Below are 14,816 nucleotides of genomic sequence, written 5' to 3'. Positions count from 1 at the left end.
GTGTATTCAAAAATATTTCCCTCTGCGTTTGCTGAGCTTTCACCTGTAAAAAAAGTAGCTATTTTAGGGCTGCCACTTATTGCAGCGATTGGTGTTGCTTTGCAATCTTCACAATCGGATCTGACGAAAACGATCGATCTTGATTTACCAGACTCAACCGTTATTGAGTCCATTCTGTCACCTTCTTCTGTTACCGTTATTGAGCCACCGACATTTGAGTATCAAATTCAAACGGGCGATAACTTGAGTAGCATTTTCACTCAACTTGGATTTTCTTATAAATCGATGATGAGCGTGATGGAAACCGATTTAAACTTTCTTGCGTTAGATACGCTTCGTCCGGGCAATACCTTACGTTTCTGGCGTGATGAAGCGACGGATGAACTTTCCAAAATGGAGCTTCAATTTAGCGTCGCAGATAAAGTGGTTTATCGACTGCTTGATGACGGTAGCTACGAATTCGAAGATATTTCTATTCCGGGTGAATGGAAGCAAAAGCCTTTAGTGGGTGATATTCAAGGCAGTTTCTCGATGTCGGCTAACAAGGTTGGCCTGAATAGTCTTGAGATTGATCATATTGTTACTCTGTTGAAAGATAAGCTTAATTTTAGCCGTGACTTGCGTGTTGGTGATCAGTTTGAAGTGCTTCAGAAAGCGCAATTTGTTGATGGTGTTGCAACCGGAAAACGTGAAATTGAAGCAATTAAGATCATGAATCGTAATCGTGTTGTGTCAGCGTATTTACATACTGATGGGCAATATTACGATGCCAATGGCGATAGCTTGCAGCGTGCTTTCCAACGTTACCCGGTGAGCAGTGGTTGGCGTCAAAGTTCTCAATTTAATCCTAAGCGCTTACACCCCGTGACTGGGCGAGTCTCACCGCACAATGGTACAGATTTCGCGACGCCGATTGGCACCCCAGTTCAAGCGACGGGTGATGGCAAAGTGATTATGACTCGTAAGCACCCATACGCTGGTAATTACGTGGTTATTCAGCACGGTAGTACTTATAAAACACGCTACCTACATTTGAGCAAGATCCTCGTGCGTAAAGGACAAAAGGTGTCTCGTGGTCAGCGCATTGGTTTATCAGGTAAAACTGGCCGAGTGACCGGCGCACACTTGCACTACGAGCTAATTGAGCGCGGTCGTCCTGTGAATGCAATGACAGCGAATATCCCTATGGCAGATTCTGTGCCTAAAAAGGAAAAAGCGACGTTTGTAGCTGCAAGAGATGAAGCTGATAAGCTATTGAAGGCAGCGTTAGAAACTCGCAATCTAGCAATGGTTAATAATACTAGTAAGTAGCTAGCCATTAAACTGTTTTAAAGCCGCAAGAGCATCACAAAGCACAGTCAGTGTTAAGTGATGCTCTTGCGGCTTTTTAGTTCTCAATAGAAGGTTCGGTAAGGGTTTAAACTAAAGGCTCTGAGTGCGCGACATAGCTAACGATAGCTTCAGGTCGCATCGGGGGCGAGTAGAGATAGCCTTGGATTTTGTCACACCCCATTGCGTGCAGTTTTTCTAATTGCTCACGCTTCTCAACACCTTCCGCAACCAAAGATACATCGAGCCTATGGGCTAGTTGAACAATCAACCAGACAACGCTCTCGGATGTAGAGCTTGTTAGTAAGTTACGAATAAAGGTTGCATCAATTTTAATGCAATCGATAGGGTAGCTGTGGATGTAGTTCAAACTGGAGTAGCCGGTACCGAAGTCGTCGAGTGCAATCGTGAAGCCTTGTCCTCTCAGAAAGTTAAGAGCGGATTTAGTCTCTTGCGTCGGAGAGAGTAGTACTGTTTCGGTTAACTCGATAACAAACTCATTCGCCTTAAAATGGTGCTGTTCAATAGTTCGAGTCAGGTATGAGATATAACGTTTCGAATCGGTGAGCTCGTGCGCGGAGCAGTTAATTCCAAGCTTAACCTTGTAGCCCAAGCCTTGCTCTAGTGTGGTTTTTGCACGGCACACCAACTCGATGATGCGTTCTCCCAGTTCTACAATCAGCCCTGATTCTTCTGCCACTTGAATGAACTCCACCGGCGATATATCACCATGTTTGTTCGTTTTCCAGCGAGTAAGTACTTCGAAATATTCCCATTGAGTATCAGCTTGACCTACGATCGGCTGCACAACTACGTACATGCCATTACCATTGGGTACATAACTGCCTGAAATAGGACTCTCAAGTTCACTTCGTAAGGCGGTGATTAACTCGGTTTTCCTTTGATAACGGACCCTCAAGTGAGTGTCGTAACATTGAATGTGGGTATCTTGGCTGTGTTTACACTCTTTAAGTGCCAAGCTAGTGTTGAAGATGATCTGTTCTACGTCCTTGTCACCCCCATCTGAACGAGCAATGCCGATACTAACGTCGAAATCGATTTTAATATCAACATTACTGTAACCTTGTTTTATCTTGGCTAGGATTTGCTCGCAAACTGCTATTGGGTCCGAATTATAGGTAATGAAAGCAAACTCATTGCCAGCAGTCCGGAAAGTCAGATTGCTTTCGGGTAAGGTTCTACGCAATGTTTCTGCGACAAATTGAAGTACCTTATCGCCAATATAATTGCCGTGCATGTCATTGATGGCTTTGAAGCTATTGATGTCGAGCAGGGCGAGCGAGAATGGAGTGACGCTCTGTTGAGTGATCGATTCCAAGGTATCAGACAAGCAGCTTCGGTTTAGTACCCCCGTTAAGCTGTCGTGTGATACTTCGTAACTGAGTTGATTAACCAGTTGTTCAGAACGGTCGTTGAACCACATTTCACGCAAGGTGTGGATGATGATGTCAGCGAACAATTGGTGGTGTTTTATCACGTCTTGTTGTTGAACTGGACTTAGAGGCGAGGTAAACGTTGAGAACAACACCCCCATCACTTCACCACTTTGAGTACGAGTAGGGATCGCGATGGAGTTTTGTGAGGTGATTTCCTGCCTAAATGCCGATGTTGGCAATGACTGGACGACATGCTGAGCAAACGAGCAATCCGGGTGCCTTTGATTGACTGCTTGTTGGTAGATCTGCCCATGACGTGCGTTGATTTTATCATGCAGTACATGGTCAGAGTGGGCGATCACCAAAGGAACGATTTGATCTGGGAAGTGCTTCTTCTCAATGATGCTGGTGTACTGAGTACCAAAGGTTTGATGTAAAGTAAGTACGGCTGACTCTAAAAGGTCTATACCTTCCAATTTCAGTAAACGACCAATGCGCTCTGTGTCTATCATGCTGTTATGCGTATGTTGAGTCATAGTCACCATCCTTAGTTAACCAGATTCACTGTGTAAGCTGTATGTGTATGATCTTGTCTATACGATTTTGGCACTACGCAGTCTTAAGTTTTAGTACTTATATGCGTCTAGTTTATTATTGTTCGTGTTGTATAACTTTTCAAATTAAAATGTGACTTATTTCACAGAGCCTGAGTGCTGCGCTCTTTGTCTAGCCTCTCTTTTAAATGATCCAGAAATAACTTGGTTCGCGTATGTGAGTAATCAAGCTTAGGGTAATACGCGTAAACCATCACTTCGTCGGCGGTTATATTTGGTAATACTGGAACTAACGTCCCTTGTTTAAGATCTTCTTTGATCATCGCTTTGATGGTTAACAACACTCCCATTCCTCGCTTCGCAGCATGAAACAAAGCTTCTGGATTCGTGGTAGCAAAGTTGCCGTTTAAAGTGATGCGTTGCCCTTTGGTTAGCGTGACTTCACGGGTTGGACGCTCTCCCCAGATTAAAGAATTATGCTGCTCTAAATCTTGTTCGCAGGTGGGGTAACCGTGTTTGGCGAGGTAACTCGGTGCGGCATAGAACCCCGCTTTGTGCTCAAACAAGGGCGTTTTCTTGAAGCTTAAAGAGTTGAGCTGTTCCAATTCTCGACTGATCACCAGATCCAATCCAAGTTCAGGTAATTGTCCTGAAGTGGTGGTGATGAGCTGTACCTTAATATCCGGATACTTTTCAAGGAAGTCGTCCATGTGCTGAACCAGAAACTTAGAGCCGACCGCGATGGTCGCACCTATCTTCAGTAAGCCTGCGGGAGTTTGGTTAACTGAGCGAGTTTCATCAATGATTGACTGCCAGTTATCGAGCTGATCTTTGGCTCGTTGGTAAAACAGCGCGCCCGCTTCGGTTTGGCTAATCGAGCGGGTTGTACGCTTCAGTAGCTGAGTCCCGATGCGTTCTTCGAGCCAGTTTACCCTTTTGCTTATCGCTGAGCTGGTGGTATTGAGTTTACGCGCAGCACCATTGAAACTGCCTTCTTCCACCACTCTAACGTAGCTCTTTACGTTGAGAATCCAATCCATATTGTTTCCTATTAGGACTTAATTAAATTCCAATTTGGTTAATTATCAATTACTGGTTTTGAATATAAACTTATATCATGAACAAATATCAAACGAATAGGGAATTTTTTGAGCCAATCGACCTTTAAAAAAACGCCGTTACTCTTAGCAATGATGATTATTGCTACGGGGCAGGTAGGTGTGAGTATCTATTTGCCATCTTTGCCGTTAATTGCTTCTGACTTAAGTGTGACTCAGGTAGATGTACAGCTGCTCGTCACGCTGTTCCTTGTGGGTTTTGGCCTGTCTCAGCTATTTTATGGACCTATGTCTGATGCGGTGGGAAGACGGCCTATCTTCTTGTTAGGCCAGGGCGTTTATTTGATTGGTACTATCGTTTGTGTCGTGTTTTCTGACAACATGCTGGCGCTAGAGGTTGGCCGTTTGTTGCAAGGTTTAGGAGCGGGTAGTGCTTCGGTTCTCGGACGAAGTGTGCTCCGCGACAGTTATGATGGCCCTCAACTGACCAAAGCGTTGTCTTATATCTCGATCACCGCTTCGATCATGCCTATCATTGCGCCTGTATTTGGTGGTTGGATTTCATTTCACCTCGGGTGGCAAGCGGTGTTCCTGTTTGTTCTACTGTATCTACTGGCAATATTCACTCTGGGTTACTTTGTGTTGCCTGAGACTTTGCCATATGGAAAGAGTCGCTTTGATGCCTGCCAAGTGGTGAAGAACTACGGACGCTTGTTGACTAACCGCCAAGTGTTGACCAGTGCCAGTTATAACTGGATGAGCTACATGGCAAGTTTGGTATCTTTATCGCTGTTTCCATTCTTAATGCAAGAGCAGTTAGGGCTGACTGCCGCAGAATACGGCACATTGATGATTGTCCCTTCGGCAGGCTTGCTGGTAGGTAGCGTCGCTTTAAACTTGCTCAATCGTAGGTTTAGTACGCCTCAACTGATGAGCCTAGCTATCTTGATTATCTTGGCGTCGGGAACTTGGCTTTTGACTCATGAGTTATCCATCTTTAACTTAGTTTGGGCGTTTACTTGGCTGACTATTGCGCAGGGTATCTCTTTTCCTCTCTCTATTAGTATGTTGTTGGAACCACATAAGAAACAAGCTGGTGCGGTCTCTGCATTGTCGGGTTCAATTCAGATGTGTTTGGCGGGTTTACTTGGTGGGTATCTCGTCGAGAGTTGGGTGACGACTTACCTACAGTTAGGTGTGTTCTACTTGATTATTGGAGGAGCTATGGGGGGCGTGCTTTGGTCTTCAACCAAAATGAACAAGAAAGATGATACTGTTGAAGTGGAATATAGCTAAATGCCTAGTCCACTATCGTCCAATGCACCATCGTTAATACGTTGTATTTGTGCTGATGGTTTTCTACAATGCTTCGGTCCATTGAATAGGTAAAAACAAAATGCAGCAAAATGAATTTGAAGTACTGGTAAAAGCTATCTGCGCACTAGATGGCCTGCCTCAAGCGCTTGAGCTATTGAAATCCAATGAGGATACAGAAGTCGCTGAGGCTGCTGCATCACTGACGGGTCAATTTGCACTAGCTGAAGTGGAAGGCGAAAAGCGTATTTACCACGTGACGCTTCAAGAAAATGAACAAGGCGAAGAGCAAGAGTACATCGAACATGTCATGAATGAAGGCGATGACTTAATCAAATTTGCAGCTTGGTTCTTTGAAACAATGTTTGAATTGAAGCAAAAAGACACATACCAAATTGCTGGTAAAACTTACAGACAGCCAAAGCGCAGCTAGGGTTCTTAGTAAAGTATTTTAGAAAGCAGCTCTCTGAGCTGCTTTTTTTTATAAGCGTCTAAATCAATGTGTTGGACTGTTATTAGGAATGGAGCATTAAGCTCAAACCAGAATTCAGGTTAACTCATTGATATACATAGACAGTGCTGATTAGCACAGAGACAAAATTAGGTTTGTTGCAAATTAATGGATTTTATTGCATTAAAGTGTGATGCATGTATTGTTTTTGGGCGTTTTAAGTGTAAAATCCGCGCTAAGGAAAGTTGATTATGTGCGGAGATAAGCATGAATTACGAACTAGGCCATGCATACCTTGGTCAAATGGCAGCAAAAAACATGATGCACGAAGCATTGTATGGCAAGCCAAAGCCAAAAAAAACATCATTCCTTAAGCGAATGATGAAGAAAATGGCTAAATAAGCATTTTAAAAAACGGAATTTTAAAAGGCCTTAAACATCTATGATGTTTAAGGCCTTTGTCGTTTTAGCGATTGATGAAGTTCATCGCCCTGTTTTGTTGTGGATGGACACAAAAAACACTGATTAATTCACGATTGGATTTATAGCTCTGTGTGAGTTTAGCCTGCTGATTGGTTGGACAGATCGACAACATTATTTGGGATGCTATCTAAGCCATTCTCTTTCATCCATGCATCTAAGTTGTCTGCTCCACCGATGTATTTACCATCGAGCCAGATCTGAGGGACAGTTACTGGTGTTTTCTCACCAATGTGCGCTTTTACCTCTGGAATCATACGATACAAAGCTGCGCTGTCTTTTACGACATCATGGTATTGGTATTCAACACCCGCTTCATCAAGCATTTTCTTCGCCTTAACGCAGAATGGGCAGGTTGCTTTGCCATAAACAATATTGCCTTTTAGGGTATCTCTTTTGGTCCACTCTTTAATGACCGATTGAATCAGAACACCGCGATTTAGTGCTTCGCCTTGGCTTACTACCTTACCTTCAACAACAAGGATCGGAGCATGCCAAGAGCCCAGCTTTAAAGGTTCCCACCAGTGAGATAACCAATCTTTCACTTCCAATTCGACATCGACATCGGCCAACTCATTCTCAAAAGTATCTTTAAGAATATCTTTGGTCAAAGTACATTCTCCACATGGGATGTTCACTGTAAATGGACCCCAGCTGCCTGCCCAACGGTATAGTGTAATCTTGACTGGTTTCTTCATGGTTACGGCCTCGTTTGAATTCTATTATCCATATAGAACGGACAGTCGAACTATTTATTTCACCACCCCTAAACTTTCTTCAGTTTCGAAGGCTTTTTAGTTTCCCAGTGGGTAATAAACGCAACTGACGCAATAATAATAGCAGCCCCTAACCATAAGCGACCTGGTGGAACCCAGCTAAATACAACCCAACCAGCTAGAACATTTAGCGGCAATTTCGCATGGTCAAACGGTTGAACAAATGAAGCATCAGCGACGGAATAAGCTTTTACAATTGCCCACTGAGCGAGTGCTGTCATTACACCAATAACAACTAATATTCCCCAAATAGTACCGCCGCTTGGAGTCTGCCAATCAGGCGCGGCAAGTAGGATATTAAATGGCGTGATCAATAGTAAAAGGTAGACCACCATGGTTGAAGGGCTGTCTTGTGAAGAGAGCTTTTTAACCATCAGTGAGTAGCATGCCCAAAAGAAAGCGGCACCAACTGGTAACAGTGTTGCCCAGTTAAAGTCTTCAGCCCATGGCTCGAGAATAACCATCGCACCAGCGAAGCCTGCTAAGGTCGCTCCCCAACGAGCAGCGCCCACTTTCTCTTTTAGAAAAAACCCAGAACCTATAGTCGCGAATAAAGGCGAAGTCATGAGAAGGGCAATACCTTGCCAAATAGGCACTGGGTAAGCTAACGCCCAAATCCACAGCTGAATACCAATGACTGATAAGAAGACCCGGAACACGTGCAATTTGAGGTTGTCGGTTTTTAGTGCTCTGCGAATGCCTAGCGTTTTCAGATAAGGAAGAATAGCGAACAACGCGATAGCGTATTGAATGACGGCGACGGTGGTAGAAGTAAGTCCGAAATGAATGCTAGCGATTTGAGTAAGGCTGTTAATGACAGCAAAGGCTAAACCAGCGGTTAGCATCCAGCTAGCGCCTTGAATCGGATGGTGTTGTGACATGATGCTTCTAATTATTTGATGTGGTTCACCTATGATACGGATTTAGCACAATGAAACCAGAAAAAGCATTGATGAAGTTAGTCAGAATATTTGAATATGAAAAAAGGTTGAGCCATTGCCCAACCTTTTTAGCCTTCATCTAAAGTAAATTTAGATTAGAAGTCGTAGCGTACACCAGCTTGTAGTTGGTCATCTTTATTGTCTAGTTGCTCGAACTTGTAACCAGCATAGGTACGAATGTGGCCGTTAAACTTGTATACCGCTTCAATAGCAAAGTTGTTTGCTTCTTCGTCAGCCGCTTTATCGAACTCACCGTAGTTGTATACACCAATTAGTGATAACTGCTTAGTTGCTTTGAAGATAGCTGAAAGCTCGTAGCCAGTGTAATCTTCATCTGCAACTGAAGCCATTGTGTATAAGCCACCAACAGTAAACGCATCCATCGAGAATTGAGCTACAAGGTTAATCTGGTCATCATCGAAGTTACCATTCTTTTGGGAAACGTAACCAGCACCAAGGTCAAAAGCGCCTAGGTTGTACATAGCAGCAAGACCAAAGCTGTCCGCATCTTTTTCATCGGCTGCGATGTAGTTTGCTTGAACTGTCAACGCGTCAAATTCGCCAGAGTAAAGGAAGTTGTTTTCGCGTTTGTCTTTGTTACCAGCGACAGCATCAGCGGCATCTGCACCAAATGTAGCCATAGTATCTGTAATATCTGTCAACATTACTTGAGCCGAGTCTTGCTTACCGTAAGAAAATTCTCCGAAGTTGGTACCAAGACCAGCAAAGAAGTAACGGTTAGTAAGTGAGTCAGTTTTTTCTCCGTTAACACCAACAGCTGTGTCTCCTGTAAACTCAGCTTCATATTTACCAAAGCCGTATAGTTCATCAGAAACTTGAGTTTTTCCTGAGATATTTACACGGGCACGTGACTTGTCTTTAAAAGAGCTGTCAGACGCACTTTCGTTGTTATCAGAGACGTTGAAGCGAGCTTCCGCACGACCGCCAATTTTAAGTTCCGTACCATCCGAGCTGTAAACTGTTGCTGCTAGAGATGAACCTGAAACTAGTGCCGCTACCACTGCAGAAGCTAGAACTGCCTTTTTCATAATCACTTACCTTGTATTTTAAAATCCGTGAGCAATGTGCTCTCCGTTTCGATATTAAGCTAATTTAGAACAGCTAAATTAAGCTTTCATTTCTATAAAATTACATTTTCGTGAATGGGGAACTTTTTTAAGTGTTGATTTTATTGCACTTTTATTTCATCAGACTGAGTGTTCTGTGAATAGTTATACAAGTTGCGTGTATTTCAAAGGTCACATTGACAAGTTTTACCTTGGAATCACGTATGTCGATGCTGGTGAATTTTGGGAGCGCTTTAGAGCTTGTTAATCTGATTAACTGCTTGTACTGGTTAAGATATCCTCTATGATGCAAAAACTTAGAAGAGAATAGATTTTGCTCAACAAGATGGAGACGTTGGATGAAAACAGAGTACTTAGGTGATGTTTTACAAGGCAGACAGGTTATTGGCTCCTTGAATGTTGAAGACTTACCCGTTGGAGAGCATCAGTTTTGGTTTCAAGTAACCAGTGATGGACTAGGGCAGCCTAAGAATATGCCGGTTTCTGTTTTCAAAGGCAGCCAAGATGGCCCTAAATTGATGATCACTGCCGGCATTCACGGTGATGAGCTAAACGGTGTGTTGGCTGCTCAGCAAATTATCCGTGACTTAGTGGGTAAAACCCTAAAAGGCTCGGTAACGATTGTGCCTACGGTGAACTTGTCAGGTTTGTTGAACCATAGTCGTGACTTCGTCTCTTCAGATCCTGGCTCATGTCCTGCGAATCTTAATCGACTCTTTCCGGGTGATGCACATGGTTTAGCTGCGGAGCGCTTTGTTGCGTCTCTGTGGGATCGCTTACTTAAGCTCAATGCGACATTCGCTGTTGATCTCCATACTCAAACTCGTGGCGCGGTCTACCCACTTTATGTGTTTGCTGATTACCGAATTGAACAATGTTTGGAGATGGCAAGGTTGATGCAACCTGATTGTGTGCTTAATGATCCTGGCGACCCGGGTATTCTTGAAACGGTTTGGAATCGAAGTGGAATACCAAGTATCACGGTGGAAGTAGGCATGGGTAAGTTTACTCAGCCTGAAATGATTCAAAGAGCAGTAGACGGCGTTTTGAATATGCTCTCCTATTACGAGATGCTTGAAGTTGAGGGAAAAGATCCGTTGGGGACAAGCCAGTTGCCGAGTATGGATTGGATTGAAGGTAACAATGTGGTATCTATTCGTGCTGATATTGGTGGTTTTGTTTTGCCTCAGGTCGAGCTTTTACAAAGCGTGGAGCAAGATGATTTGTTAGCAATTCAATATGACGCTTTTGGTAATGAGTGTCGCCGCTATCACGCGCCATCTGCTGGATGTGTCCTTAGCTATAACGTGGATGCGTTAAGGGAACCGGGTGCACTTGTTTGTCGCTTGCTGAGTTAGGGTTCAGTTGATTGGACGTTTCCGTGTTAATGCGCTGTGTCGCCATCTAAAACACGCAAAAAAAAGACCGAGCAAGGGGCTCGGTCAAAAGACAGTTGTCTAGAGTAAGCACGTCTTGGACTCATCGACAGAACTGCTTTTAGAGTAGCGAGTGTAGATTAAGAATCCATTGCAAGATAGTGACACTTCGACTGCTTTTCTGTTTCAAAAATAATATTGAAAACATTATTTTAAGCTCATCAAAATGCCGACTACGAGTCGGCTTTTTATTCACTTCTCTTTCGAATTTTTATCTCTGTCTAAACTCGATTAAAAAGCGTCGTCCACGATATCTTTAAGTCGGTCATAAGGCACATATCCCGGTAAAACATTTCCGTTCATCATCATGGTTGGAGTGCCTGTTAAACCTAGAGCGCTAAAGGTTTGGTGGTTAGTGGTTAGAACCTGGTTTTGTTCTTGAGTTGTTTTTAGCTCCGCCTCTGTTCCCGTCTTCTTGGCGACTGCTTCTAGTGAGCTTTTCGAGTGAATGCCGCTTTTCGCCATCAGCAATCTATCAACTTCAGGGAATACTTCTGGGTTATCTTTCCATACTTTCATCGCGTATAGCGCTGCGTTGGTGTTTAGACCCGAAACCTGTTGCTGCTTAAACGATAAGTACACGTTGATCACTTTAATATCGCTATTTTCAGAGGCTAATTGAACCAAGCCTTTTTCCAAGCGCTTACAGTAAGGACAGTTATAGTCTGTAAAATTAATAATGACCGATTTGCCATCCGGATTGCCCGTGATTGGGTGAGCGTCATTGTTGTATAACCAATCATGGCTTTCCGCTTGGGCTTTCTTCGCTTGCTCTTGACCTGCTACGTACTGCTCTAAACTGGTATGCAACCCAGAGATTGTTGAAGGGTTCTCTTTCAGGAATTGATTAATTTCTTCAAGTTGTTGAGTTTGCTCTTTGTTTAATTCTGCGAAGGCATTAGTACTCAATAGTGAGCCTAAAATCAGTGCGCTTATCAGATGCTTTTTCATATTGTCTTTTCTCAAATTCGTGATAATCGTGAGCGCTTATTGGGTTGCGCTCACATTAATGTTGTTTGTTAAACGGGCTGAATCGCTTTATTCACTTAGCTTTGCTCTGTTTTTTCTTTGTGAGCGAGTTAGGCAAAGTAGGTTCTTAACCACAGCCCTATAGGAGAAGTAACGCCTGTTGCGATACTGCTGATCTTTCCGTCTTTGATGATGACGATGCTTGGAGTGACATTAACGCCCCAACTTCTGCTGATTGACCCAGAAAGATCATTGATAACAGGGAAGTCATACTCTTTTGCATCCAAGTAGCGCTGGACACGCTCGTCTGGGCCAGACGATAGAGCGACCGAAACCACCTGATGGGAGTCGTTGAAGCTATTGACGGCTGGGCTCACAAATTTGCAGGCACCACACCAAGTCGCCCAAAAATAGACAATGACAGGCTTACCATTTTTGCTTAGCTCGATAACATCAATATCTTCCCCTTGGAGCGATTGACCCACAATTGGAATCGCATCGCCCTGAGGCATACTTCTGCTGTGATAAAAGTCCATGGCAAATGAAACCACGCCAACGATAAGTATCATTGAAACCAGTTCCTTTCCCCACTTCTTAAGACGACTTGGCTTTTTGGCCTCACTCTTTACAGTGCTGTCTTCAGCCGTGTTAGATCTCTCTTCATTGTTGGGAGTCTTCATCAGTTATCTCGCAGCATCGATGGCTTGCACGACAGTGTCACTGTTGAGAATGACAGGAAGTGGAATACCGCTTTTATAGCTTGGACCGTAGACGATATTAAATGGCACACCAAATCGCCCATTACTTTGTAAGTATTGGGTGACACTTTCACTTGGTGTCGTCCAATCGCCTTTCATCAAAACTATGTCTTCTTGTTGTAGGTGGCTGTAGACAGGATCTTGAAGGATGACACCGATCTTGTTGGCTTTACAGGTGATACACCAATCAGCCGTCACATCGACAAAGACCGTTTTGCCTTCATCAACGAGCTGAGGGATTTGCTTCGCATCCAGCTTTTGCCAAGCGAGATCGTCAACAATGGGTGTCGCCCAGTTATCAGCGGTGACACTACCGACGATCAATGCAGCACCAAACACCAAGGTTGTGGTTGCCATGATAGGAATCAGTACCTTTCGGCCCAGTTTCATGCCAATCCAAACTAGCACTGAAATCACGATAAATAGCGACAGCAGGATAGTCGGGAATTTACCAATGAATGGATTCAGAAGGCTTGTTAGCCAAAGGCTGGTAATGAACATCATTAAGCCAAATACCAGCTTAACTTTGAACATCCACGCTCCAGGTTTTGGAAGCAACTTGGTTAGGCTTGGGAATAGCGCAAAGATCAACCAAGGCGCACTCATACCAATACCGAGCGCGATAAAGATAGCCCATAACTCTTGGTAGCTTGCTCCGAGTGCATACGCGACTGCGGTTCCTAGGAATGGCGCGCTACACGGCGTTGCTAACAGCGTCGCAAACATGCCTTGAACAAAGTGGCCTGAATGTGAGTCATCGCCTTTGGTTGCCATCCAAGTGTTTAAGCCTGATGGTAGTCTGAATTCGAATAACCCAAGCAGGTTAATCGAGAACAGCAAAGTGATGAACAGCATGAACCCGATGAACCAAACATTTTGGAATTGGATTCCCCAACCAATCGCATTACCACCCATTTTTAGAGCTGTCATACCTAGGGCTAACAGCGCAAATGATGTAATGACACCTGAAGCAGAAGCTAGGAATGACAGTCGAATATGACGATTAGATGCACCTTGGTTTTGAATGATGCTGTTTAACTTCATTCCTAATACTGGCAACACACATGGCATGATGTTGAGGATCAAACCACCAATTAAAGCAAAGCCAATCATTGCCAGAAAACCGTTGTTGCTTGTTTGATAAGTGATCGGTTGTGACCCAACTTGAGCCGTCATCTCTTCGGCAAAATTACTGTCTGAAACAGTGACACTCACTGTACGGTCCGTTAAGTCGACTTCACCGATCCAGTTGCTCACATCAAATACGGCTGTCATTGTATTGTCTGTGATGTGGACGCTTGGTTGAGAGAAGAAGTCATCAATCACTTCTTGCCCGTCAATCAACACCATAGGCTTATCCCAGCCATCTTTACTTGTTAGCTGAGTAACTAATTGCTGCTTGCTCTTATCCCAAAATAGACCGTTCACCGCAGTGCGGTTAGCTTCTCGTGGCGACTGGCTCATGCCTTGGTTGAACAAAAACATCGCTTCTTCATCGAGCGCTAAAGTTTGTGGGTCAATCGGCAGTTCGATATCGTAATCGGTTAACACACAGATATTGGTACACGACGGAAAGGTAAACGACGCCCTGAATATTGCAGGCTTTGTGTTGTCTTTCAGGGTTAACGTGACAGGAAAGCTGACGTGCTTTTTGTAACCTAACGTCATGACGTCAAGCTGCTCGTAATACTTAGGTATCGGCCAATGCCAATCTACTGACTCAATGTTTGTTGAACCAGACCAGTCCCAGCTTGGCGGAATGCCACCTTCGCCTGGGCTACGCCAATAGGTTTTCCAGTCGCCGTCGAGCACGACATCGAGCACGGTTTGGATTTTAGAGCCGTCATCCGACTGTTCACCTGTCGACATCATTCGCATCTTAACAGGCGGATGCTCAGGCACACTAAGCCAGCCCGTTGTCTGTGCCAAGGCGGTAAATGACGTCATAACCAAAAGGGCAGTGACTAAGGTTTTCGCGCATGTACGCATAGAGAATGCCAATGAATCGACAAACTTAGTTAGTAGTGTGTTGTACACAAATGTATCTCCAAAAAATAAATAAAAGGGTGTAGTAGCCCGGTTATTTACTCTCTAAATATACAGTGCTTTAGATGCAATCGGTGTTTTGTAGGTCGAGTAGAGCGATGATTATCTCTAGATAACCTTGAGATGTGAGGCGGTAAATTAAATGCAACAGCAATAATAAGTACGAATGGGATCAGCCAGCCGGTTTTTGGGGCGGCAAAGGTCAGCATTTTTGAACTT

The 14,816-nt window shown here is 44.0% G+C and carries 13 protein-coding genes; 5 read left to right on the top strand and 8 right to left on the bottom strand.

The window, feature by feature from the left end; all coding sequences use genetic code 11:
- A complete protein-coding gene (locus QQ041_RS09750) occupies window positions 1-1,311 on the top strand; it encodes a peptidoglycan DD-metalloendopeptidase family protein (RefSeq protein ID WP_285953760.1) in 1,311 nt (436 codons plus the stop codon).
- A gap of 106 nt (window positions 1,312-1,417) precedes the next feature.
- On the opposite strand, the gene QQ041_RS09745 is transcribed toward QQ041_RS09750, so the two are convergent.
- Together QQ041_RS09745 and QQ041_RS09740 are read right to left on the bottom strand one after the other, a co-directional pair.
- Entirely contained in the window at window positions 1,418-3,262 is a 1,845-nt protein-coding gene (locus QQ041_RS09745; protein ID WP_285953759.1) for a bifunctional diguanylate cyclase/phosphodiesterase, read from the bottom strand.
- A gap of 161 nt (window positions 3,263-3,423) precedes the next feature.
- The gene (locus QQ041_RS09740) at window positions 3,424-4,320 is read right to left on the bottom strand and encodes a LysR family transcriptional regulator (RefSeq protein WP_146490910.1); all 897 of its coding nucleotides are present in this window, start codon (window positions 4,318-4,320) and stop codon (window positions 3,424-3,426) included.
- Window positions 4,321-4,428: 108 nt separating this feature from the next.
- Here QQ041_RS09740 and QQ041_RS09735 point away from each other — a divergent pair, with 108 nt between their 5' ends.
- The 3 genes from QQ041_RS09735 to QQ041_RS09725 all read left to right on the top strand — a co-directional run bounded on the left by QQ041_RS09735 (window position 4,429) and on the right by QQ041_RS09725 (window position 6,505).
- Window positions 4,429-5,634, top strand: a complete 1,206-nt coding sequence (locus QQ041_RS09735; RefSeq protein ID WP_285953758.1) for a multidrug effflux MFS transporter — start codon at window positions 4,429-4,431, stop codon at window positions 5,632-5,634.
- Window positions 5,635-5,734: 100 nt separating this feature from the next.
- Window positions 5,735-6,085, top strand: a complete 351-nt coding sequence (locus tag QQ041_RS09730) for a hypothetical protein (protein ID WP_017057980.1) — start codon at window positions 5,735-5,737, stop codon at window positions 6,083-6,085.
- 285 nt (window positions 6,086-6,370) lie between these two features.
- Complete coding sequence (locus tag QQ041_RS09725; RefSeq protein ID WP_279626256.1) at window positions 6,371-6,505, top strand: hypothetical protein; 135 nt, start codon at window positions 6,371-6,373, stop codon at window positions 6,503-6,505.
- 158 nt (window positions 6,506-6,663) lie between these two features.
- On the opposite strand, the gene QQ041_RS09720 is transcribed toward QQ041_RS09725, so the two are convergent.
- From QQ041_RS09720 to QQ041_RS09710, 3 genes are all read right to left on the bottom strand, one after another.
- Window positions 6,664-7,281: a glutaredoxin gene (locus tag QQ041_RS09720; protein WP_285953757.1), complete on the bottom strand. Its 618-nt coding sequence runs from the start codon at window positions 7,279-7,281 to the stop codon at window positions 6,664-6,666.
- 68 nt (window positions 7,282-7,349) lie between these two features.
- Window positions 7,350-8,240, bottom strand: coding sequence for a DMT family transporter (locus QQ041_RS09715; RefSeq protein ID WP_285953756.1), 891 nt, complete (start codon window positions 8,238-8,240; stop codon window positions 7,350-7,352).
- Window positions 8,241-8,395: 155 nt separating this feature from the next.
- On the bottom strand, window positions 8,396-9,349 hold the full coding sequence (locus QQ041_RS09710) for a porin (RefSeq protein ID WP_285953755.1): 954 nt from the start codon (window positions 9,347-9,349) through the stop codon (window positions 8,396-8,398).
- A 377-nt stretch (window positions 9,350-9,726) separates the two neighbouring features.
- On the opposite strand from QQ041_RS09710, the gene QQ041_RS09705 reads away from it, so the two are divergent.
- The gene (locus tag QQ041_RS09705; protein ID WP_146490906.1) at window positions 9,727-10,746 is read left to right on the top strand and encodes a succinylglutamate desuccinylase/aspartoacylase family protein; all 1,020 of its coding nucleotides are present in this window, start codon (window positions 9,727-9,729) and stop codon (window positions 10,744-10,746) included.
- 309 nt (window positions 10,747-11,055) lie between these two features.
- On the opposite strand, the gene QQ041_RS09700 is transcribed toward QQ041_RS09705, so the two are convergent.
- The 3 genes from QQ041_RS09700 to QQ041_RS09690 all read right to left on the bottom strand — a co-directional run bounded on the left by QQ041_RS09700 (window position 11,056) and on the right by QQ041_RS09690 (window position 14,540).
- Window positions 11,056-11,775: a DsbA family protein gene (locus QQ041_RS09700; protein ID WP_146490905.1), complete on the bottom strand. Its 720-nt coding sequence runs from the start codon at window positions 11,773-11,775 to the stop codon at window positions 11,056-11,058.
- Between the two features lie 128 nt (window positions 11,776-11,903).
- On the bottom strand, window positions 11,904-12,473 hold the full coding sequence (locus QQ041_RS09695; RefSeq protein WP_146490904.1) for a protein disulfide oxidoreductase: 570 nt from the start codon (window positions 12,471-12,473) through the stop codon (window positions 11,904-11,906).
- A 3-nt stretch (window positions 12,474-12,476) separates the two neighbouring features.
- Window positions 12,477-14,540 (bottom strand): protein-disulfide reductase DsbD, encoded by a 2,064-nt coding sequence (locus tag QQ041_RS09690; protein ID WP_285953931.1) that lies wholly within the window; start codon window positions 14,538-14,540, stop codon window positions 12,477-12,479.
- Window positions 14,541-14,816: the final 276 nt, after the last annotated feature.

This window comes from Vibrio sp. TMPB1044 (assembly GCF_030442075.1).
Classification (GTDB): Bacteria; Pseudomonadota; Gammaproteobacteria; order Enterobacterales; family Vibrionaceae; genus Vibrio; species Vibrio satsumensis.
The sequence above is the reverse complement of the archived record's forward strand: the minus strand, read 5'-3'. Positions and strand labels throughout refer to the sequence as shown.